A 19,139-nucleotide genomic window follows, 5' to 3' on the forward strand; every position below is an offset into this window, starting at 1 on the left:
TGTCGGTCACGGCATGTACGGCGACATCCACATCCACCCGTCCATCCCAGCGAACGGCCGGCCCCACGGCCGGCGCCGGACGCTCAGCCCGATCTCGGCGGCCCGGCACGCAGAGGTGCGGTCGGCCTTGGTCACTCTCGTGCAGGCCTGTGAACGCGCCGTCGCGGCGCTTTCCTCGACCGGCCTGTCGAGGCCGGAAGGGAGGAGCGAAGACCATGACTCCGACTGACCCCCTGGGCGTGTTCGCCCGGATCGACAGGGACTTCCTCGAAGCGCCCGACGCGCTCCAGCTGTTCCTCACGGTGACCGTCGGCGCGCGCGCCGTCCGGCTGTCTCCGCAGGAGAGCAGAAAGGCCCTCTACGGGCCGCGCCCCGACACGGCACTGCGGACGGCGGTCTGGCGGCAGGCCGTCTCCGTGGCCCAGCGGGAGCCCGTGGGCCGTGACAGCACATGGCGGCTGCTCGTCGTCTGGCTGGCGTTGCCCGGCCTGTACCGCAATCTGCACAAGATCCGGCGCCGGTTCGGGGTCGACCGGACCGATCTGGAGGCGGAGGCCGTCCTCGGCGTGCTCACCGCCCTCGATGCGGCGGACCCGTCCTCTCCAGACGCGGGGGGCCGCGTGATCAAGGAGGGTGTCAACCGGATGTGGGACTACGCGAACCGTACGCGCAAGGAGGTCCCGGTCGTGGACATCACCGCCTTCGCCGATGCCCGCGACGCCGTTATCGCGGCGTACGAGCCTCCGCAGCCGCCCGGCGGATGGGAACTGCACCTCACACCCCCGCCACTCCACGGCGGGCTGGCCGCGACACTGCGTTTCGCCGAGTCGCGCACCCAGCGGGAAGGGGAGCGCCTCGGTGCACTCGCCCAGCGCACCGGTCTGTCCCACCTGGTGTTCCGGGCCCGCCGTCACGAAGAGGCCGACCTCATCGGCACTCTGTCGCTGCTCCCCGCGGGAGGCCGGCGGTGAACGCGCGCTCCGGTTCTCCCCTCACCTTCGCCGAGGCCTTCGACCTGCCCCTCAGCGTCGACCTGCGCACGGCTGCCCGAGCCCTCGCGATCTGCCGGGGTACGGCCTACAAGCTGATCCGCCTCGGTGCATTCCCCTGCCCGGTACTGCGCGTGGGCGGGCAGTACCGCATCCCGACCGCGTACCTGCTGCGCTCCCTCGGTATCGAGGAGCGACCGGTCTACGCCGTCGACCTGGAAGCAGGTGCCACGCACGCCGCCCGCTTCGACGACGTCCCTCCTCATGGAACGGAGATCCACCCGTGATCGCCTCAACGGCACTCGGGCTCTCACCCGACTCCCCCCTCAGCTGCTTCGTCGTCGGCCCCATCGGTGACCCCTACGCGGCACACGGCAGTCCCGAGCAGGAGGCGTACGAGCACCACCTCGGGATCTTCGAGCAAGTGATCGCCCCGGCCTGCGAGAAGTACGGGATCACGGCCGTACGCGCGGACGGCATCGCGCACGCCGGTGACATCAACGAGCAGATCTGTCGGCATGTGGTCGAGTCCGACCTGGTCATCGCCGACGTCAGCGGCGGCAACCCCAACGTGATGTACGAGCTGGGGCTGCGGCACATCACGGGCAGGCCGACGATCCACATCGGCGAGGCCGGGCAACTGCCGTTCGACATCGCGGCGATCAGGACGATCCGGTACCAGCGGTCGCGCAGTCACCTGGCCGGTGCGCGCAAGGAGATCGAGAACGCCCTGGAGGCCGGGCTGCGGGACGGCTTCGAACCGCTCACCCCCGCACGGGTGCTGCGCAGCCTGGAGACCGCCGACGGTTCGGCGTCGTCCGAGGCGAGTGCGGATACGGACGAAGAGGACGCGACCGGTCTGCTCGACGACTTCGCCGCCATTGAGGACGGACTGGCCGCCATGACCGCGAACGTGGACACGATCGCGAAGACCGTCGAGGTCATCGGCACGTTGACCGAGCAGTCCAGCGCCGAGCTGTCCGACTTGGCGCAGGCGAACGCGCCCGCGAGCGCACGGCTCGCGGCCGTGGCCCGGTACGCGCAGTCGCTCGACGCGCCGGCCGGGGAAATGGACACGGCCGCAGCGGAGTTCGCCGCGCGGATGGTGACCCTGGACAGCGGTGTGCGGGCCGCGCTGGGGCTCGTCGAGATGACTCCGCCCGACGAGCGGGGGGAGGACGTGGCTGAGTTCCTGCAACAGCTCATCTCCTTGAACGAGTCGGCGCAGGAGGCGCTGGTCGAGGTCGGCTCCTTCGGGGTCTCGGCGGGCGGCCTGGTCCGGGTGAGCAGGCACCTGCGCAAGCCGGTGAAGCAGATCTCGGGTGCGGTGAAGCGGGTTACCGGCGCTGTCACCAGCATGGGGGAGTGGGCCGACAAGGCCTGCGCTCTGGCGGGGTCCGGCGCTGAGTGACGATGTCCTCGCAGGGGTCCGGGCCACGAGGCTCGGACCCCGTCGCCCTGTGCGCGAGGGGTTATGTCATGACCCGGCGTCGGCGTAGCCCCGGTTGCGGACGATGTCGTGGGTGAGGTGGGTGAACGCCTGGGCGGCGGCCGTCTCGTAGGCGTTGCCGCGGCGCAGGAGGGTGACGGTGCGGGCGGGGAGGGCGGGGGTGAGGGGGACGGGGGTGAGGTGGGGGTGGTCGTGGGTGATGGCGTCGGGGAGCACGGTGGTGATCGTCGTACGGCGCACGATCTCGACGAGGGCCTGGATGGAGTTGGCCTCGACCGCGATGCGCGGGCGCACCCCGTGGGCCGCGAAGTGGGCGTCGATGTGGCCCCGGGTGGCGAAGTCGCCGCTGAGCAGGCCGAGATGATGGCTCGTCAGGTCGCGGATCAGTAGCGGGCGGGGCGGGCCTCCCTCCGGGGCGCGGGCGCCGGTGACCAGGCTCAGGGTCTCGGTGAACAGGGTCGTCGCGGTGATCCCGGGCAGATGGGCGCCCGCGAAGGCGATGCCGAGGTCGATGTCGTCGGCGAGCAGTGCCGACTCGATGCGGTCCTGGGTCATCTCCTTCAGGTCCAGGGTGATGCCCGGGTGCCGGGTGTGCAGTCCGGCGACCAGGGGGCCGACCAGATACGCGGTGAAGGTCGGCGTCACGGCCAGGCGGAGGTGGCCCCGCGTGAGGTCGCGGACGTCCTGGACGGCGCGCTCGGCGGTGGCCAGGTCCCTCAGGGCCCGGCGGGCGTGCAGCGCGTAGGTCTCGCCGGCGTCGGTGAGCCGCACGCTGCGGCCGGTCCGGTCGAGCAGTTGTGCGCCCACGGTCCGCTCCAGCTGTCTGACCTGCTGGGAGAGGGTCGGCTGCGAGATGCGCAGCTCCTCGGCGGCGCGGGTGAAGCTGCCGTGCTCGGCCACGGCGAGCAGATAGCGCAGATGACGCAGTTCCAGGGCCATGGACGCCACTGTAGAGCCAGGTGGGAGCCAGGTCGGCGCCATGTATAGATGTCAGCAATGGCAGGCATGAGTATTGCGTCTTGGACACTATAGGTACAGGTCATGCAGGGTGGATGCATCGCGGCCGACCGGCCGGACCCATCGAAGACCCACCGAAGGGAGTGACCCATGCGTGACCTCGCCGAGGGCGTCTCGCGATTCCAGCGGCACGTCCATCCCGCCAAGGCGGACCTGTTCGCCCGTCTCGCCGGGCACCACGCGCCGCACACGCTGTTCATCGGCTGCTCCGACGCGCGCGTGGTCCCCGAACTGATCACCGCCAGCGAACCGGGCGAGCTGTTCGTCGTCCGCACCGCGGGCAACCTCGTCCCCGCGTACACACCGGGCCCGGACGCGGTGGCGGCCGGTATCGAGTACGCCGTCGCCGTCCTCGGCGTCCGTGACGTCGTGATCTGCGGGCACTCGGGCTGCGGCGCGATGACGGCGCTGGCCGAGACGCACGACCTCAGCGGTGTCCCGGCGGTCGCCGGCTGGCTGCGGCACGCGGACGCCTCCCGTGCCCGTACCGCCGCACGCGGGGACGTCACCGCCCTGGTCCGGCAGAACGTGCTCGCCCAGCTGGCGACCCTGGCCACCCATCCCTCCGTGGCCCGCGCCCTGGCCGAGGGCGCCCTCACCGCGCACGGGTGGGTCTACGACATCGCCACCGGCGGGGTGGAGGTCCTCACCTCCGCCCCCGTCCCGGCCATCCCGGCGGCTACGGACGCCCCGGCCACCCCCGCTCCGGCGGCCTGACCGCCGGGCCCGGCCCCGTCGCCCTTCCGCCCTCTCTGGGCCCCGGGCATCCCTACCTCCCGGCCGCCGCCGTGTCGCGGCGGACCGGGCGTTCCCCCACCCTGGTAACCAGGAAGGACATTCCCTGATGACGCACGCCCAGTTCGACCCCTCCGCCCGGCAGGCCCTCGCCGTCACCGCCGTCGAGGCCAAGATCCGCAAGGACCTCAGCTGGCAGCAGATCGCGGACGCGGCCGGCCTCTCCGTGGCCTTCACCACCGCTGCCGTGCTCGGCCAGCACGCCCTGCCCGAGGAGTCCGCCGCGGCCGTCGCCGAGCTGCTCGGCCTGGACGACGACGCCGTGACGCTGCTCCGGACGATCCCGACCCGCGGCTCCCTGGCCGGTGCCGTCCCCACCGACCCGACCATCTACCGCTTCTACGAGATGCTCCAGGTGTACGGCACCACGCTCAAGGCACTCGTGCACGAGCAGTTCGGCGACGGCATCATCTCCGCGATCAACTTCAAGCTGGACGTCAAGAAGGTCGCCGACCCCGAGGGCGGCGAGCGCGCCGTGATCACCCTGGACGGCAAGTACCTGCCGACCAAGCCCTTCTGACCGCCGAGTGACCGGTGCGCGGGGCCGGGCCGGGGGCGCACCACGACTCCCCGGCCCGCCCCGCCCGGACCTTCGGATCCGTCCGGACCTCCGGATCCGCCCCGCCCGATACCTCACTCCGCAGGACTCGCCGAAAGACTCCGCAGAACTCACCGAAAGCCACTCCCCATGGACTTCGCACAGCGCACCATCGACCTCGCCCGCCGCAATGTCGCCGAGGGCGGGCGCCCGTTCGCCACCGTCATCGTCAAGGACGGCAAGATCCTGGCCGAGAGCGCCAACCAGGTCGCTCAGACCAGCGACCCCACCGCCCACGCCGAGATCCTCGCTGTACGCGAGGCGTGCACCCGGCTCGGCACGGAACACCTCGTCGGCGCCACCGTCTACGTCCTCGCCCACCCCTGCCCGATGTGCCTGGGTTCGCTCTACTACTGCTCGCCGGACGAGGTCGTCTTCCTCACCACCCGCGACGCCTACGAACCCCACTACGTCGACGACCGCAAGTACTTCGAACTCGACACCTTCTACGGCGAGTTCGCCAAGGACTGGCGCGAGCGCCGACTGCCCATGCGGCACGAGCCGCGCGAGGACGCCGTCGACGTCTACCGGCTGTGGCAGGAGCGCAACGGCGGTGAGCGCCGCGTCGCCGGTGTCCCCACGGCGGCCTGAGGAGGCGACGCGACCGTGAACCCCACCGAAGCGTCCGACAGAGACCCCACCCAAGCGTCCGCCGGAGCCCCCGCCGGAGAGCCCTCCGGACGCTCCGCCCGCCGCCCCGCCGAGGCGACCGCCGCCGACCTGCCGTACCTGGAACGTGCCGTCGGCCTGGCGGCCGAGGCGCTGCGCGCCGGGGACGAGCCGTTCGGATCGCTGCTGGTCGGCGGCGACGGGCGGATCCTGGCGGAGGACCGCAACCGGGTGCACACCCTGGGCGACCGCACCCGTCACCCCGAGTTCGCCCTGGCGCGCTGGGCCATCGAGCACCTCGATGGCCGCGAGCGGGCGGCGGCGACCGTCTTCACCTCGGGTGAGCACTGCACCATGTGCGCCGCCGCCCACGGCTGGGCCGGGCTCGGGACCGTCGTCTACGCCCACTCGGCCGCCGAGCTGACCGCGTGGCTGACCGCCCTGGACGCGCCGCCGTCCCCGGTGCGCTGTCTGCCGCTGCGGGACGTGGTGCCCGGCCTCGATGTGCGCGGGCCCGCCCCGGCGCTCACCTCCCGGCTGCGCGCGCTGCACCACGAGTTCCACCGGCGGTGCGCGGAAGGACCGTGACCGGCCGACGGCCGCGCGCGGCTACAACACCGCGATGTCCAGCGGCCGGTGACCGACCGCCAGGCGGGTGACGCGGCCCGTGCCGAGGTCGACGGCGCTGATGCCGTCCCAGTGTCCGTCCCGGGTGAAGCCGCCCGACACATAGGCGGTGCGGCCGTCCGCCGACACGGCGACGTCCTCGTGCGGCCCGCCGAGCGGGACGACCCGCTCCTGGCCGCCGGGGGAGCGCACCGTCAGCGACGGCCCCTCGTCCCGGGACGGATCGATCGGCCCGGTGCCGACCACGTACAGCGTGCCGTCCGCGCCGATCGTGACCCCGTGCTGATGGGTGTCGGCGGTCATCGGCTCGACCCGGACCCGGCCGGAGCGGGGGTCCACCACCGCGAGCCGCTCGCCCTCGAACGGCAGCAGCAGCGCCCCGTCGGACGGCCGTACGGCCGCGTAGTGCGGCTTCAGCCATGAGCCGAGGCCGCCCTCGGTGCCGTACGGGGCCACCTCGATACGGCGCGCGGACCAGGTGCCGGTGTCGACGACCGTGACGTCGAACGAGTCGTGCCCGGTGGCATGGACCTGGCGGCCGTCGCGCGAGACGTCGACGTCGAAGGGGCGGCGTCCCACCGGCACGGTCCGCACCACCGCGCGACGGCGCGTGTCGATCACCTCCAGGGTGCCGCCGCCATCGGGGACGTTCACCCCGACGTACACCCGCGTGCCGTCCGGGGACAGGGCGATGCCCATGCCGCCGCCCCGGTACTCACCGGTGGTCACCGGGCCCGTGGCCGTGGCGTACGGGATCAGCGCGACGCGGCGCCGGGCGCCGGTGTCCACGACCGCCACACCCTCGGCCGTCGCCACCCACGCCATGCCGTCGGCGCCGAGTGCGACGCCGTACGGAGCCGCGCCCACGGTCACCGAGCCCAGGGCGGCCGCCCGGCCGCGGCGCGCCGGGTCGACGAAGGTCACCGTGTCGGCGCCGAAGTCGGTCACCAGCAGGGCGCCTTCGGGCAGCGCGCCCGCCGGGGACGGGTCCGTGGGACCGGCCGCCGTCGCGGGCGTACGGGCGGGCGCACCCGCGCCGTCGCCGCGCCCGGTGTCCGCCGCGCATCCGGCGAGCACCACGCAGACCGTCAGCGCGGCCAGCACCGCCGACACTCGCGATGCCCCGGCCCGCGATGCCCCGGCCCGCGATGCCCCGGCCCGCGATGCCCCGGCCCGCGATGCCCCGGCCCTCGGACCCCCGGCCCTCAGCCCCGGCCACGTCATCGTCCGGCCTCCCGGCCGCGCGTACCCGCCCGCCCCTCGGCCTCCCGCAGGACGGCGGCGATGCCGTCGAAACCCCGGCGTTCGGCGTGGGCGAGCGCCGTCGTGCCGTCGCCGTCCGGCAGCAGCGGGTCGGCGCCCGCCGCGAGCAGCACCTCCACGACCTCCTGGTGGGTGCGCCCGCCGTCGCCGAGGATCACCGCCTCCAACAGGGCGGTCCAGCCGAGCCGGTTGACGTGGTCCACGTCGATGTCCGTCTCGGCCAGCACCGCCCGTACGTAGGCCACATGGCCGCGCTCGCTCGCCGGGATCACCGACACCCCGCCGAACCGGTTGGTCAGCGCCGGATCCGGCCCGCCGGGCAGCAGCACGCGCATCATCGCCACGCTGCCGGTCACGCCGGTCACCAGCCAGGCGCTGTCCTGCCGTGCGTCCTGCGCGTTCACGTCCGCGCCCGCGCCGACCAGCGCCTCGGCGGCGGCGACCCGGTCGGCGAGGGCCGCCCGCAGGAGCGGTGTACGGCCGTCCTCGTCGCGTGCCTCCAGCCGAGCGCCCGCGTCCAGCGCGGCGCGTACGGCGGCGGTGTCACCGCGCCGCGCGGCGTCCAGCAGGGCGCGGTCGGCCGGGGAGAGGGATTTCTTGGCCACGACGGAACTCCTCCACAAGAAGGCGGCAGCGGACAGGAACGAGTGCGGCGGGGCGCGGGCGGGTGCCGGGATCAGCGGCCGTTGCCGATGGCCGCCACGCCGACCTGGGCGAACTTCTCGTCCAGGTCGCCGGAGGGCGCGCCCGCCACGCCGACGGCCGCGATCGGCGCGTTGTCGTAGGCGACCGGGGCGCCGCCCGCGAGGAACAGTGTGCCCGGGATGTCCTTGAGGGTGGGCGCCCCGTCCAGGCGCTTGACCAGCTGGGAGGTGGGGGCGTTCCAGGACACGGCGGTGTACGCCTTCTTGACCGCGGAGTCGTAGGACTGCGGACCGGCGCCGTCCCCGCGCAGGGTGACGACCGTGTTGCCGTTGCGGTCCACCACCGCGACGGTCACCCGCTGGCCCTCCTTCTGCGCCGCCTTGAGGGCCGCCCGCGCGGCCTCGGTGGCGGCCTCGACCGTCAGGTGGGTGCTGGTGGTCGTGGCCCTGCCCTTCACCGCGGCGGTCGCCGCGACCGGCGCGGCGGCCGGGGTGCCGGCGGAGGCGGACACCGCGCCGGCCACCCCGGCACCGACCGCCGCCACGGCCGCCACGGCGGTGACGGTCCTGGCGCGGGTGGAGAACTTCTTGGCCTTGTGCTGCATGACGGGCAACTCCCCGGTGGTGTCGTGGCGCGGTGCTGTCCGCGCCGTGCCTCCAGCCTCGGGCCGCCCACCCCGCGCCCCCGTCGGCGTACCGGCTCGCTCCGGCGCGCGGGACGGCTGACGGCGGGGTCAACCGAACGGTTGACCCCGCCGGGCGCGGTCGGGGCGACAATGTCAGTGCCGCCGTACGCCGATGCCGTCGGCGCCGCCATATGTCCCGGTGCACGAAGGTGCCAGTAGCCCCGTCGGGGGAGGAGCGGAGCAGCCCATGCAGTCCAGCAGCCGTCCCCCGTCGAGCGGGCCGAAGGCCGCCGACGGCGGGGCCCGCGGGCTCGCGTTCGCCGTCCACCTGGCGTTCTTCCTGCTGCTGGGCTCCGCCCTGGCCCGCTATGCGCAGCGGCACGGCGCCCAGCCGCAGGTGCCCGCGGTCCTGGCGCTGGCCGGGGCCCTGGCCGTGCTGTACGTCATCGGCCGGCGCACGGCCGACGGGCCGCCCGGCGACGGACTCGCCGCCGGGGACGCGGGCGGCGCGGGCGCGGCCCCCGGACGGCGGCGGCCGTCGTCCGGCGGGCTGCTACGGCTGGGCGCGCTGGTCGCGGTCTGGGCGGTGCTGGTCGCGCTGGCACCCAGTTTCGCCTGGTGCGCGGTGCCGCTCTTCTACACCGCGCTGCGCACCCTGCCCGAACGCGCCGCGTACACGCTGGTGGCGTTCTTCACCGTCTTCGTGGTGGTGGCGCAACTGCGGCTGGCCGACCGGATCGACGTCGACCTGGTGGTCGGCCCGCCGGCCGTGGCCCTCCTGGCGACCGCGGTCTTCACCCGCATGGACCGGCAGGCGGCCCGGCAGGCCGTGCTCATCCGCGACCTGGTCCGCACCCGCCGCGAACTGGCCGCCACCGAACGCCGCGAAGGCACCCTCGCCGAGCGCCAGCGGCTCGCCATGGAGATCCACGACACCCTCGCCCAGAGCCTGTCCAGCCAGCGGATGCTGCTCCAGGCCGCCGACCGGCTGTGGGCCACCGATCCGGAGCGGGCGCGCGCCCATGTGCGCACCGCCGGCACGATCGCCGAGCGCAGTCTCACCGAGGCCCGCTGGTTCGTGCACGACCTGGCACCGGCCGACCTCGCCGAGGGCGACGGCCTGGAAGCGGCGCTGCGCGGCCTCGCCTCCCGCGAGAGCACACCCGAGCGCACCGTCACCTGCCACATCGACGGCACCCCGGGGCCGGCCGGGCTCCCCGACCGGGTGCAGTCCGCGCTGCTGCGCATCGCGCAGGGCGCCCTCGCCAACGTCCGTGAGCACTCCGGCGCGACCCGGGCCGCCCTCACCCTCACCTATCTGGGCGACCAGGTCCGTCTTGACATCGCGGACGACGGGCGCGGCCTGGACACCGGCGTGCGGGCGGTGCGCGCCGACGGGCCCGCCGGGGTGCGCGGGCACGGGCTGCCCGCGATCCGCGCCCGGGTCCGCCAGCTCGGCGGGACCCTGACCGTCGAGTCCGCGCCCGGCGACGGCACGGTCGTCTCGGCCGCCGTACCGCTCCCCGCCGCTCCCGGCCCCGGCCCCAGCCCCAGCCCCACGGAGGTCTCCGCACCGTGAACCACCCCCGACCGACCGGCCCGACCGGCCCGTACGGAGCTGACGACCCGACCGGCCCGTACGGAGCTGATGACCCGACCGGCCCGTACGGAGCTGATGAACCGTACGGACCGGCCGGAGCACAGCAGCCGGCCGCGCCCGCCACGCCTGCTGCGGCGCCGTCCGTGCGGCTGGTGCTGTGCGACGACCACGCCGTGGTCCGCGCCGGTCTGCGCGCCCTGCTGGGCAGCGCGGCGGGCATCGAGGTGGTGGGTGAGGCGGGCGGCGGGGCGGAGGCGGTCGCGCTCGCCGCGAAGCTCGCCCCCGACGTGGTCCTCATGGACCTGCAACTGGGGGAGGGGATGGACGGCGTGGAGGCCACCCGCCGGATCACCGCCGCTTCCGGCGGCGCCGTCCACGTCCTGGTCCTGACCACGTACGACACCGACGCCGACATCACCCGTGCCATCGAGGCGGGCGCCACCGGGTACCTGCTGAAGGCCGAGCGCCCCGACGAGCTGTTCACGGCGATCCACAGCGCCGCCGCCGGCCGTACCGCGCTGTCGGCGCCGGTCGCCCACCGGGTCATGGCCAGGATGCGCAGCCCGCGCCCCGGCCTCACCGACCGCGAGCGCGACATCCTCGGCCAGCTCGCCCGCGGGCTCACCAACCGGGACATCGCCAAGGCCCTGTTCCTGAGCGAGGCCACGGTCAAGACCCACCTGGGGCGCGTCTACGACAAGCTGGGCGTCGACACCCGCGCGGGCGCCGTGGCGGTGGCCAAGGAACAGCGCCTGCTGCCCTGAACCACCGCCGGGACCGGGCCCCCCGGCCCCCCGGCCCCCGGCTCACCTACCGCCGGTCGGTGGGAGGCGGATCGAGCCGGAGCCCCGGCCCCGTCCTCGGCAGCAGCGCGGCGTACAGCACCGACGCGACCACCAGGCCCACCGGCAGGGCGAGGTCCACGCCGCCGAGGGCGGACGCGATCGGCCCGGTGCAGGAGAGGGTGTCGACGCACAGGGACGCGGCGGCGGTGCCCGCGAGGACGGCGACCGCGCCGGCCCGGTTCACGCCGCCGGAGTACCAGAAGGGGCTGCCCCGGGTCTCGTCCGTCAGGGCGCGCCCGTCGTAGCGGTTGCGGCGCAGCAGGATGTCGGTGGCGTAGACGGCCATGCTGGGACCGAGGAGCGCGACGGTGAGCTGGAGGACGTTGTTCACCGTGTCGAGGAAGTTGGACACGAGCAGCGCGTACAGGGTGAGCGCGACCGAGACCGTGCCGTCGACGAGGACGCTGAGCGAGCGGCGGATGCGCACGCCCACCGCCTGGAGGGCCAGGCCCGCGCTGTAGGCGGTCAGGGCGTTGATGGCGACGGTGCCGAGGATCAGCGCCAGCAGGAAGACCGGGTCGAACCAGCCGGGCAGGATCCCGCGCAGCGCGCTCTGCGGGTCGGTCATGTCGACGGCGGTCGCGGCGAACGCGCCCAGCGCGCAGACCAGCGTGCCCGGCAGGAAGCCGCCGAGCGCCGTCCAGCCGACGATCGCCCGCGCCGACGTCGTACGGGGCAGATAGCGGGAGAAGTCCGCGCTGGTCGTGTACGACAGCGGGCCCGAGGCGACGAGGGCGATCCCGCCGAGGACGGCCGCCCACAGTGCGGTGCCGGTCAGCGGCTGCTCGGGCGTGTAGGAGAAGTCCGCGTGCCGGACGACGGCGACCGCGACCCCCGCGAAGGCGACGGTGAGGGCCAGGGTGATCGGGAGATACAGCTTCATGATCAGTGCGTGGCCGTAGACGCTGATGGTGAGGGTCAGGGCCGCGACGGCCACCACGACGACGATCTTCACCCCGGTGTTCACCGGCAGGCCCGCCTCGCCGGCCAGGGAGAAGGCCGCTGTCGCGGCGGCGGCGAGGTTGAGTGCGAAGTAGCAGACGGAGATCAGCCAGCCGACGACGGCGTTGTTCACGCGGTTGCCGCGGATCCCGTACATGGCGCGGGTGATCACCTCGCTCGGTGTGCCCGCGGCCGGACCGGAGACGGCCAGCACCCCGGTCAGCAGCCAGAACGCGTTGCCCACCACGATGACCGCGAGCGCCTGCCACAGACCGAGGCCCATCAGGACGAGCGCGCCGCCGACCACCAGGCTGAGGTAGTTGACGTTCGCGGCGGCCCACACGGAGAACAACTCCCGTGGCCGGCCGCGGCGTTCGCCGTCCGGGATGTGGTCGATGCCGTGGGCCTCGACGCGCGCCGCGCGCTCGGGGGGCGGCGGTGCGCCGGGACGGTCGTCGACGTCCGGGTGCGGGTCGGGGATCGTGGACGCCATTGTCCCTCCGGGGCGTTCGGAGCGTGCTCACCGGTCGGAGCCTGCTCACCGGTCGGAGCTTGCTTATTGGTCGGTCACTCAATAGCATCCGGCACATGTCGTCAAGCGTCAGCCGCAAACGAGTTCGCAAAGACCCGGCCACCCGGCGTGCGGAGATCGTCGGCACCGCCGCGGCGATCGCGCTGGCCGAGGGGCTGGAGTGCATCACCCTGCGCCGGATCGCCGAGGAACTGGCGGTGCGCCCGGGGCTGATCAGCCACTACTTCCCCGCCGCGGACGATCTCGTGGCGGAGGCGTTCGGCAGCGCCGCCACCGGCGAGCTGGACGCCCTGGTCCCGGCCGGGCGGCCCGGCGAGACGCCCACCCTGCGCCTGGTCCGGTTCCTCGCCCGCACGACGGGCGACGCCTACGACACGATGAGCAGGCTGTGGATCAACGCCCGGCACCTGAGCCGCTACCGGCCCGAACTGCGCGAGCGGGTCGTCGGGCAGGAGGCCGCCTGGCGCGGTCGCCTCGGCGCGCTCGTCCAGGAGGGCGTGGACGCGGGCGAGTTCCACCCGGCCGACGTGTCCGTGGCCGTCGTCCAGATCCTCGTCGTCCTCGACGGCCTGGGCGCGCACGCGAACACCGGTACGGCCGAGCACCCGGCGGCGGTGAGCGGCATGGCCGCCGCCACGGCGGAGAACGCGCTCGGGCTGCCCGCGGGCACGCTCGCCGCACCCGCCGAGGGAGCGGTTCCCGCCGTGCGGAGCGCCGCCGACGGGGAGAGCGCCCCCGCGTCGGCACGGACCACGGCCACCGCCACCGCCGCCTCCACTGTCACCTCCGGCTCTGCATCCGGCTCCGGCCCTGGATCCGGCTCTGCATCCGGCTCCGGCCCTGGACCCGGCTCCGGTTCCGGTTCCGGGTTTCGGTCCGGTTCCGAACCGGCCCCGGTCTCCCGCACGGAGTCCTCGGAGTCCTCGGAGCCCTCGGCCCCGTAGAGGCGCCACCGCCCGCCGCGCCCCGCACACCCCGCACCACCAGTTCGCAAGGAGCGACCCGTGTCCCCCGATCTCGTCCTGCTCTCCGCCCGGCTGCTCGACCCGGGCACGGGCTCGCTCCTGCCGCACACCGCGCTGGCCGTCGGCGACGGCCGTATCACCCACCTCGGGGACGACCGCGAGATCCGGGCGCTGGCCGGACCGGCGACCACCGTGCTCGACCTGAAGGGCGCGGTGGTCACCGCGGGCTTCACGGACGGCCATCTGCACCCGGTCTCCGGCGCCGAACGCACCATGGGCGTGGACCTCTCCGCCTGCCGCGATCTGGCGGACGTGCGCGCGGCGCTCGCCGGTCCGGCCGCGGCGCTCGCGCCCGGCGCCTGGCTGCGCGGCTGGGGCCTGGACCCGAACTCCTTCGGCGACGCACCCGTGGCCGCCGCGTCCCTCGGCCCGGTCCTCGACGGCGTACCGGCCCTGATCGACCTGTTCGACGGGCACTCCATGCTGGCCAGCGCCCGTGCGCTGGAACAGGCGGGTGTCGACGGGCCCCGCCGGTTCGAGCAGGCCGCCGAGATCGTCTGCGACGAGGCGGGCCGCCCCACCGGGCTGCTGCTGGAGGACGCGGCCTGCGAACTCGTCGAGGCCGTCGCGCCCCGGCCGACCGGGGACGAGCTGCGGGCACGGACCGCCGAGGTGCTGCGGGAGATGGCCGCGACCGGGCTGACCGGCGGGCATGCCATGGACGCGAACGGCGCGACCCTCGACATCCTCGGCGCGCTGGAGGGCGACGGCGACCTGCCGCTGCGGCTGCGGGTGGCGCCCTGGTGCCAGCCCGGCGCCGACGCGGAGGCGGTCGACGGACTCGTCCGGCAGCAGGGCACCGGCGGCAGGCTGTGGCAGGTCGCCGGGGTGAAGATGTTCATGGACGGCACCATCGACAACGGCACCGCCTGGCTGGAGAGCCCCGACTGCCACGGGGAGTCCCGGGACGCCTTCTGGCCCGACCCCGACCAGTACCGCCGGGTGGTCGGCGCGCTGCACCGGGCCGGGGTGCCCACGGCCACCCACGCCATCGGGGACGCCGCCGTCCGTCACGTCCTGGACTCGGTGGAACGGGCGCAGGCGGAGACCCCGGCGGCGGACGGCGCACCGGTACGGCACCGGGTGGAGCACATCGAGACCGTCCCGGACGACACCGTGCCGCGCTTCGCCCGGCTCGGGGTGGCGGCCTCGATGCAGCCCACCCACTGCTGCGAGTACACGCGCGCCGACCACACCGACAACTGGTCGCGCCGCCTCGGCGAGGAGCGGGCGTCCCGGGCGTTCCGCTGCCGCGACCTGTGGGACGCGGGCGCCCGGGTTGTCCTCGGCTCCGACTGGCCCATCGCGCCCTATCCGCCCCTCGGTGTCATGGCGGGCGCCCGGCACCGGCGCCCCGGCGACCTCTCCCGGCCGCCGCACGGCCCCGAGCAGGCGCTGACCCCGCTCCGGGCGCTGCGCGGCATCACCCTCAACCCGGCCTGGGCCGCGGGGGAGGAGCACATGGCCGGCCGTCTCGCCGTCGGGTACCGTGCGGATCTCACGGTGCTCGCCGACAACCCCCTCGACGTGGCCGACGCGGACCTGGCCGGGCTGCCGGTCCTGCTCACGGTGGTGGCCGGGCGCCCCACCCACCGCGCCGCCGGGATCTGAACGCCCGCCGGGCGAGGCGGCGGGCGGAGCGGCCGGCGACGGGCGGCGCGGGGGCGGACGGGCGGCCGGAGCGCTGGTGGAACGTCGTCAGATGTCTGATGTCCTACCTTGATACGCTGGGGGTGCGGCCCGCGCAAGAGGCAGGCGCAGCCATCGAGGAAGGGGCAGGTGTGAACCCGTCGCGTCCGAAGGAGTTCCGGACGACGGCCCGGCCGTCGCTGCGGCAGGAGGTCTCGGAGGCGATCAAGAGTTACATCCTCGACAACCGCCTCAAGCCGGGCGACCCGCTGCCGTCCGAGGCCGAGCTGTGCGCCGCGCTCGGCGCCAGCCGGTCCAGCATCCGCGAGGCGGTCAAGGCCCTGGCCGTGCTCGACATCGTGGAGGTGCGGCGCGGCCACGGGACGTACGTGGGCCGGCTCAGCCTCTCCGCGCTGGTGGAGGGCCTGGTCTTCCGCGGTCTGCTCAGTCCTCAGGACGACTTCCGGATCCTGTCCGAGCTGATCGAGGTGCGCGAGCTGATCGAGCGCGGCATGGCCGAGCGCATCCTCGCGGCGCTCGCCCCCGGCGATCTGGACGCGCTGGACGCGCTGGTGGACGAGATGGACGCCCTCGGCGCCGCGGGCGAGGACCTCGCGACCTGCGACCGCGCCTTCCACGAACGGCTGATGGAACCGATCGGAAACCAACTGGTCAGCCAGCTCTCCCAGGCGTTCTGGGACGTGTACGCCCTCGTGGCGCCGCATCTCAGGGGCGGCTCCGAAACGGACCAGGCCGGCACGGTCGCCGATCACCGCGCCCTGGTCCGCGCGGCCAGGGACCGCGACGCGGACGCTTTCTCGCGCGCCCTCGCCGGTCACTACGCGCCCGTACGCACCCGGCTGGCCCAGGCCCGCGCCGCTCAGGACGGCCCGACGACCGGGGCCGCGACTGCCTCCTGAGACCGTCCGACCGCCGGGGCCGCGCCCGCCTCCTGAGACCCGCCCGGCCCGGCGTCCTCCGCCGCCCTCCGGTCGTGCCTCCGGCTCCCGGGGCCCCGAAGCCCCGGGGTGCCCGGCGTGTCCGTAACACTTGTCATGCTCAAGCATTCAAGCGCTTGTCATGCGCATGACTTATGTCGGGCCCCCGCTCCGCCCCGTTCGCCTCCCCACCTGTGACCTGCCCCCCTCTTGACCCGCCCGCCCGGAGGATGCTTAAAGTTCGGACGTCAGACGTCCTACGTCCCTGTCCGGCACCATCCACGGAGAAGTACTCATGCCCTTGACCGCACCCCTGCGCGGAGTCGTCCCGCCCGTCTGCACCCCGCTCGACGCCCAGGGAGACGTCGACACGGGCTCCCTGGCCCGGCTGGTCGAGCACCTGCTCGCCGGCGGGGTCCACGGCCTGTTCGCCCTCGGCTCCACCAGTGAGGTCGCCTACCTCACCGACGAGCAGCGCGGTGCCGTACTGGAGACCGTGGTGAACGTGGTCGACGGCCGGGTGCCGGTGCTCGCCGGGGCCATCGACACCACCACGCCCCGCGTCCTCGACCACGCCCGCGCCGCGGCCCGGCTCGGGGCCGACGCGCTGGTGGCCACCGCGCCCTTCTATACCCGCACCCACCCCTGGGAGACCGCCCGGCACTTCCGCCGTGTCCGGGACCGGGTGGACCTGCCGCTGTTCGCCTACGACCTCCCGGTCTCCGTGCACAGCAAGCTCTCGCCCGCCCTGGTGCTCGACCTGGCCGCCGACGGCACCCTCGCGGGCGTCAAGGACAGCAGCGGCGACGAGGGCTCGCTGCGCCGCCTGCTCGTCGCCCTCGGCGGCCGGGAAGGACGTGACGCCGGACCGGCCCCCGCCTTCTCGGTGCTGACCGGGTCCGAGCTGACGGTGGACGCGGCGCTGCTCGCGGGCGCCGACGGCGTCGTCCCTGGTCTGGGCAACGTCGACCCCGCCGGATACGTACGCCTCCACGACGCGGCCCGAGCCGGTGACTGGTCGCGCGCGGCCGCGGAGCAGGAGCGGCTGGCCGCCCTGTTCGCCATGGTCGACGCGGGCCCCGAGGACGAGATGGGCCGCAGTTCCTCCGCGCTCGGCGCGTTCAAGGCCGCGCTGCGGCTGCTGGGCGTCATCGACCACGCCGACACCGCGTTCCCGCAGATCGGGCTGAGCGCCTCGTCCGTCGCCGCCGTCGACGCCCGGCTGCGCGCCGCCGGACTCACCCCGGCCCGATGACCGCCGCCCAGCCGTCCGGTACGGCCGGACCCGGTCCCGAGACGGACAGGGCGGCCGGTCCCGAGACGGGCACGTCGGCCGGTCCCGTCATCGGCCTCGACCTCGGCGGGACCAAGATCGACGCCGCCCTAGTCGCCGTCGACGGCACGGTGCTGCGCCGGCACACCCGGCCCACCCCCGCCCGCGCGGGCGCGGCGGCGGTCCTGAACGCGCTGGCCGCCGCCGCCCGCGAGGTGGACGGCGGCGCCGGAGCGATCGGCGTCGCCGCCGCCGGTGTCATCGACCCGGTCACCGGGACCGTCACCAGCGCCACCGACTCCCTCACCGGCTGGGCCGGCACCGCGCTGGCCGCGGGCCTGTCCGCGCGCACCGGCCTGCCGGTCGCCTGCGACAACGACGTACGCGCCACCGCCGCCACGGAACTGGCCGCGCTCGACGGGTCGCGCCGCTCGCTCCTGCTGGCGGCCGTGGGCACCGGGGTCGGCGGCGCCGTCGCGGTCGACGGCAGGATGCTGCACGGCAGCGCGGGCATCGCCGGTCACCTCGGCCATGTGCCCAGCCCGGAGGCCGAGGGGCTGCCCTGCACCTGCGGCGGCAGCGGCCATCTGGAGGCCGTGGCCGCCGGGCCCGCCATCACCGCCCTGTACGGACGGCTCGCAGGAGAGCCCGTCGGCCGGCTCCAGGACGTGGCCGGGCGCGCCGCGCGGGGCGACGCCGCCGCCCGGCGGGCGATCACCACCGGGGCCCGCGCCGCCGGGCGGGTCCTGGGCGGCCTGGCCAACGCGCTGGGCCCGGACCGGGTCGTCGTCGGCGGCGGCGTACCGCGCATCGGCGCGCTGTACTGGACCGCGCTCACCGAAGCCTTCCGCGCGGAACTGATGGCCCCGCTGCGCGCGCTGCGCCCCGTGCCCCCGCGCCTGGGCGCCGACGCGGCCGTCCGGGGCGCCGCCCTGCTCACCCGCACCACCCCGCTGCACGGCCCCGCGACCCCCGCGACCGGTCCGGCCGTGCCCCAGCCCGTACCCGGAGGAACCCGATGACCCTGTCCGCGGCAACCGTCGCCGCCGCCGTCCGCGGCCGGCTGATCGTCTCCTGCCAGGCACCGCCCGGCGACCCGATGCGCGAGACGCCGACCCTGGTCGCGCTGGCCCGCGCCGCCGCGGCCGGGGGCGCCGCGGGCATCCGCGTCAACGAACCCGAGGTGGTGGCCGCCGTCAGGGCCGCCGTGGACCTGCCCGTGATCGGCCTGTGGAAGGACGGCGACACCGGCGTCTACATCACCCCGACCGTGCGCCACGCCCTCGCCGTCGCCGAGGCCGGCGCGCACGTGGTCGCCGCCGACGCCACCGCACGGCCCCGCCCGGACGGCGGCTCGTTCGCCGGTCTGGTGGCCGCCGTGCACGCGGCGGGCGCCCTGGTCATGGCCGACGTCGCCACTCTGGAGGAAGGCGTGCGCGCCGCCGGGCAGGGCGCGGACTTCGTCTCCACCACCCTGTCCGGATACGTGCCCGGGTCCCCGCGGCGGTCCGGCCCCGACCTGGACCTGGTCGCCGCCCTCGCCGCCGCGACCGCCGCCCCGGTCGTCGCCGAAGGCCGTATCGGCACCCCCGAGGAGGCCGCCGCCGCGCTGGAGAGGGGCGCCCACAGCGTCGTCGTCGGCACCGCCATCACCGCCCCGACCGCCCTCACCCGGCGGTTCGTGACCCGTCTCACCCGTCCCTGAGCGTTCTCCCTCGTTCCCGACCGCACTCGACG

The 19,139-nt window shown here is 74.9% G+C and carries 20 protein-coding genes; 15 read left to right on the forward strand and 5 right to left on the reverse strand.

Annotation, left to right across the window (positions count from 1 at the left end):
* Positions 1-215 precede the first annotated feature (215 nt).
* Genes A8713_RS27675 through A8713_RS27685 form a run of 3 tightly spaced genes read left to right on the forward strand, consistent with a single transcriptional unit; the run spans position 216 to position 2,400 of the window.
* Positions 216-971, forward strand: a complete 756-nt coding sequence (locus tag A8713_RS27675; RefSeq protein WP_159393129.1) for a hypothetical protein — start codon at positions 216-218, stop codon at positions 969-971.
* A complete protein-coding gene (locus tag A8713_RS27680; protein ID WP_064536405.1) occupies positions 968-1,276 on the forward strand; it encodes a helix-turn-helix domain-containing protein in 309 nt (102 codons plus the stop codon). Before A8713_RS27675 ends, A8713_RS27680 begins: the two co-directional genes overlap by 4 nt.
* Positions 1,273-2,400, forward strand: coding sequence for a hypothetical protein (locus A8713_RS27685; protein WP_064536406.1), 1,128 nt, complete (start codon positions 1,273-1,275; stop codon positions 2,398-2,400). Before A8713_RS27680 ends, A8713_RS27685 begins: the two co-directional genes overlap by 4 nt.
* A gap of 66 nt (positions 2,401-2,466) precedes the next feature.
* Here the strand turns inward: A8713_RS27685 and cynR are convergent, their stop codons facing one another.
* Positions 2,467-3,378 carry a transcriptional regulator CynR gene (gene cynR / locus A8713_RS27690; protein WP_173860916.1) on the reverse strand — a complete coding sequence of 304 codons (912 nt, stop codon included), beginning with the start codon at positions 3,376-3,378 and terminating at the stop codon, positions 2,467-2,469.
* 168 nt (positions 3,379-3,546) lie between these two features.
* On the opposite strand from cynR, the gene A8713_RS27695 reads away from it, so the two are divergent.
* The 4 genes from A8713_RS27695 to A8713_RS27710 all read left to right on the forward strand — a co-directional run bounded on the left by A8713_RS27695 (position 3,547) and on the right by A8713_RS27710 (position 6,046).
* On the forward strand, positions 3,547-4,173 hold the full coding sequence (locus A8713_RS27695) for a carbonic anhydrase (RefSeq protein WP_064536407.1): 627 nt from the start codon (positions 3,547-3,549) through the stop codon (positions 4,171-4,173).
* A gap of 127 nt (positions 4,174-4,300) precedes the next feature.
* Positions 4,301-4,771: a cyanase gene (gene cynS / locus A8713_RS27700; RefSeq protein WP_064536408.1), complete on the forward strand. Its 471-nt coding sequence runs from the start codon at positions 4,301-4,303 to the stop codon at positions 4,769-4,771.
* Positions 4,772-4,939: 168 nt separating this feature from the next.
* Entirely contained in the window at positions 4,940-5,440 is a 501-nt protein-coding gene (locus A8713_RS27705) for a nucleoside deaminase (RefSeq protein WP_064536409.1), read from the forward strand.
* A gap of 129 nt (positions 5,441-5,569) precedes the next feature.
* Entirely contained in the window at positions 5,570-6,046 is a 477-nt protein-coding gene (locus tag A8713_RS27710) for a nucleoside deaminase (RefSeq protein ID WP_064537752.1), read from the forward strand.
* Between the two features lie 21 nt (positions 6,047-6,067).
* On the opposite strand, the gene A8713_RS27715 is transcribed toward A8713_RS27710, so the two are convergent.
* From A8713_RS27715 to A8713_RS27725, 3 genes are all read right to left on the reverse strand, one after another.
* The gene (locus tag A8713_RS27715; protein ID WP_173860999.1) at positions 6,068-7,189 is read right to left on the reverse strand and encodes a YncE family protein; all 1,122 of its coding nucleotides are present in this window, start codon (positions 7,187-7,189) and stop codon (positions 6,068-6,070) included.
* Between the two features lie 116 nt (positions 7,190-7,305).
* Positions 7,306-7,953 carry an ankyrin repeat domain-containing protein gene (locus A8713_RS27720; protein WP_064536411.1) on the reverse strand — a complete coding sequence of 216 codons (648 nt, stop codon included), beginning with the start codon at positions 7,951-7,953 and terminating at the stop codon, positions 7,306-7,308.
* A gap of 71 nt (positions 7,954-8,024) precedes the next feature.
* Entirely contained in the window at positions 8,025-8,597 is a 573-nt protein-coding gene (locus A8713_RS27725; RefSeq protein WP_064536412.1) for a GlcG/HbpS family heme-binding protein, read from the reverse strand.
* Positions 8,598-8,865: 268 nt separating this feature from the next.
* Between A8713_RS27725 and A8713_RS27730 the strand changes: the two genes are divergently transcribed.
* Both A8713_RS27730 and A8713_RS27735 read left to right on the forward strand, forming a co-directional pair.
* The gene (locus tag A8713_RS27730) at positions 8,866-10,197 is read left to right on the forward strand and encodes a sensor histidine kinase (RefSeq protein ID WP_064536413.1); all 1,332 of its coding nucleotides are present in this window, start codon (positions 8,866-8,868) and stop codon (positions 10,195-10,197) included.
* 164 nt (positions 10,198-10,361) lie between these two features.
* Complete coding sequence (locus A8713_RS27735; RefSeq protein ID WP_064536414.1) at positions 10,362-10,982, forward strand: response regulator; 621 nt, start codon at positions 10,362-10,364, stop codon at positions 10,980-10,982.
* Positions 10,983-11,028: 46 nt separating this feature from the next.
* Here A8713_RS27735 and A8713_RS27740 read toward each other — a convergent pair whose 3' ends face one another.
* A complete protein-coding gene (locus A8713_RS27740) occupies positions 11,029-12,498 on the reverse strand; it encodes a purine-cytosine permease family protein (protein WP_064536415.1) in 1,470 nt (489 codons plus the stop codon).
* Positions 12,499-12,593: 95 nt separating this feature from the next.
* On the opposite strand from A8713_RS27740, the gene A8713_RS27745 reads away from it, so the two are divergent.
* The 6 genes from A8713_RS27745 to A8713_RS27770 all read left to right on the forward strand — a co-directional run bounded on the left by A8713_RS27745 (position 12,594) and on the right by A8713_RS27770 (position 19,107).
* Positions 12,594-13,481 carry a TetR/AcrR family transcriptional regulator gene (locus A8713_RS27745; protein ID WP_064536416.1) on the forward strand — a complete coding sequence of 296 codons (888 nt, stop codon included), beginning with the start codon at positions 12,594-12,596 and terminating at the stop codon, positions 13,479-13,481.
* A gap of 60 nt (positions 13,482-13,541) precedes the next feature.
* A complete protein-coding gene (locus tag A8713_RS27750; RefSeq protein ID WP_064536417.1) occupies positions 13,542-15,173 on the forward strand; it encodes an amidohydrolase in 1,632 nt (543 codons plus the stop codon).
* A 170-nt stretch (positions 15,174-15,343) separates the two neighbouring features.
* Entirely contained in the window at positions 15,344-16,111 is a 768-nt protein-coding gene (locus tag A8713_RS27755) for a FadR/GntR family transcriptional regulator (RefSeq protein ID WP_107440719.1), read from the forward strand.
* Positions 16,112-16,424: 313 nt separating this feature from the next.
* Positions 16,425-17,384: a dihydrodipicolinate synthase family protein gene (locus A8713_RS27760; protein ID WP_064536418.1), complete on the forward strand. Its 960-nt coding sequence runs from the start codon at positions 16,425-16,427 to the stop codon at positions 17,382-17,384.
* Positions 17,381-18,424, forward strand: coding sequence for an ROK family protein (locus A8713_RS27765; RefSeq protein ID WP_237305466.1), 1,044 nt, complete (start codon positions 17,381-17,383; stop codon positions 18,422-18,424). The genes A8713_RS27760 and A8713_RS27765 overlap by 4 nt, the downstream gene beginning before the upstream one ends.
* Positions 18,421-19,107: an N-acetylmannosamine-6-phosphate 2-epimerase gene (locus A8713_RS27770; RefSeq protein ID WP_385489340.1), complete on the forward strand. Its 687-nt coding sequence runs from the start codon at positions 18,421-18,423 to the stop codon at positions 19,105-19,107. The genes A8713_RS27765 and A8713_RS27770 overlap by 4 nt, the downstream gene beginning before the upstream one ends.
* The last annotated feature ends 32 nt before the right edge of the window (positions 19,108-19,139 follow it).

The sequence above is a fragment of the Streptomyces sp. SAT1 genome (genome assembly GCF_001654495.1).
Taxonomy (GTDB): Bacteria; Actinomycetota; Actinomycetes; order Streptomycetales; family Streptomycetaceae; genus Streptomyces; species Streptomyces andamanensis.

Bases quoted from the DNA above. Each gene is read 5' to 3' on its own strand.
- A8713_RS27675 (WP_159393129.1), top strand. From the start codon at position 216: ATGACTCCGACTGACCCCCTGGGCGTGTTCGCCCGGATCGACAGGGAC.
- cynR (WP_173860916.1), bottom strand. From the start codon at position 3,378: ATGGCCCTGGAACTGCGTCATCTGCGCTATCTGCTCGCCGTGGCCGAG.
- A8713_RS27695 (WP_064536407.1), top strand. From the start codon at position 3,547: ATGCGTGACCTCGCCGAGGGCGTCTCGCGATTCCAGCGGCACGTCCAT.
- cynS (WP_064536408.1), top strand. From the start codon at position 4,301: ATGACGCACGCCCAGTTCGACCCCTCCGCCCGGCAGGCCCTCGCCGTC.
- A8713_RS27705 (WP_064536409.1), top strand. From the start codon at position 4,940: ATGGACTTCGCACAGCGCACCATCGACCTCGCCCGCCGCAATGTCGCC.
- A8713_RS27725 (WP_064536412.1), bottom strand. From the start codon at position 8,597: ATGCAGCACAAGGCCAAGAAGTTCTCCACCCGCGCCAGGACCGTCACC.
- A8713_RS27730 (WP_064536413.1), top strand. From the start codon at position 8,866: ATGCAGTCCAGCAGCCGTCCCCCGTCGAGCGGGCCGAAGGCCGCCGAC.
- A8713_RS27740 (WP_064536415.1), bottom strand. From the start codon at position 12,498: ATGGCGTCCACGATCCCCGACCCGCACCCGGACGTCGACGACCGTCCC.
- A8713_RS27745 (WP_064536416.1), top strand. From the start codon at position 12,594: ATGTCGTCAAGCGTCAGCCGCAAACGAGTTCGCAAAGACCCGGCCACC.
- A8713_RS27760 (WP_064536418.1), top strand. From the start codon at position 16,425: ATGCCCTTGACCGCACCCCTGCGCGGAGTCGTCCCGCCCGTCTGCACC.
- A8713_RS27765 (WP_237305466.1), top strand. From the start codon at position 17,381: ATGACCGCCGCCCAGCCGTCCGGTACGGCCGGACCCGGTCCCGAGACG.
- A8713_RS27770 (WP_385489340.1), top strand. From the start codon at position 18,421: ATGACCCTGTCCGCGGCAACCGTCGCCGCCGCCGTCCGCGGCCGGCTG.